This is a genomic window from Asticcacaulis sp. AC466 (genome assembly GCF_000495815.1).
In the GTDB taxonomy this organism is placed as follows: Bacteria; Pseudomonadota; Alphaproteobacteria; order Caulobacterales; family Caulobacteraceae; genus Asticcacaulis.
This window is the reverse complement of sequence record NZ_AWGE01000043.1, coordinates 1-882: the sequence shown is the minus strand read 5'-3', so window position 1 is coordinate 882 and position 882 is coordinate 1. Positions and strand designations below refer to the sequence as shown.

Annotated in this window: 1 rRNA gene; it reads right to left on the bottom strand. The window is 53.4% G+C overall.

What is annotated here, in order from left to right:
* Positions 1-882 (bottom strand): 23S ribosomal RNA (locus AEAC466_RS43425); the annotation flags it as partial.

Sequence of the window (882 nt, the reverse complement as noted above, 5' to 3'; positions counted from 1 at the left end):
TTCAGCCTCGCCTTAGGGGTCGACTCACCCTGCCCCGATTAACGTTGGACAGGAACCCTTGGTCTTCCGGCGAGCGGGCTTTTCACCCGCTTTATCGTTACTTATGTCAGCATTCGCACTTCTGATACCTCCAGCAACCCTCACAGGCCACCTTCAACGGCTTACAGAACGCTCCCCTACCCAACAACGCCTAAGCGTCGCTGCCGCAGCTTCGGTGCATGGTTTAGCCCCGTTACATCTTCCGCGCAGGCCGACTCGACCAGTGAGCTATTACGCTTTCTTTAAATGATGGCTGCTTCTAAGCCAACATCCTGGCTGTCTATGCCTTCCCACATCGTTTCCCACTTAACCATGACTTTGGGACCTTAGCTGGCGGTCTGGGTTGTTTCCCTCTTCACGACGGACGTTAGCACCCGCCGTGTGTCTCCCGTGATAACATTCTTCGGTATTCGGAGTTTGCATCGGTTTGGTAAGCCGGGATGGCCCCCTAGCCGAAACAGTGCTCTACCCCCGAAGATGAGTTCACGAGGCGCTACCTAAATAGCTTTCGGGGAGAACCAGCTATCTCCCGGTTTGATTGGCCTTTCACCCCCAGCCACAAGTCATCCGCTAATTTTTCAACATTAGTCGGTTCGGTCCTCCAGTTAGTGTTACCCAACCTTCAACCTGCCCATGGCTAGATCACCGGGTTTCGGGTCTATACCTTGCAACTAATCGCCCAGTTAAGACTCGGTTTCCCTACGGCTCCCCTATACGGTTAACCTTGCTACAAAATATAAGTCGCTGACCCATTATACAAAAGGTACGCAGTCACACCACGAAGGTGCTCCCACTGCTTGTACGTACACGGTTTCAGGTTCTATTTCACTCCCCTCGCCGGGG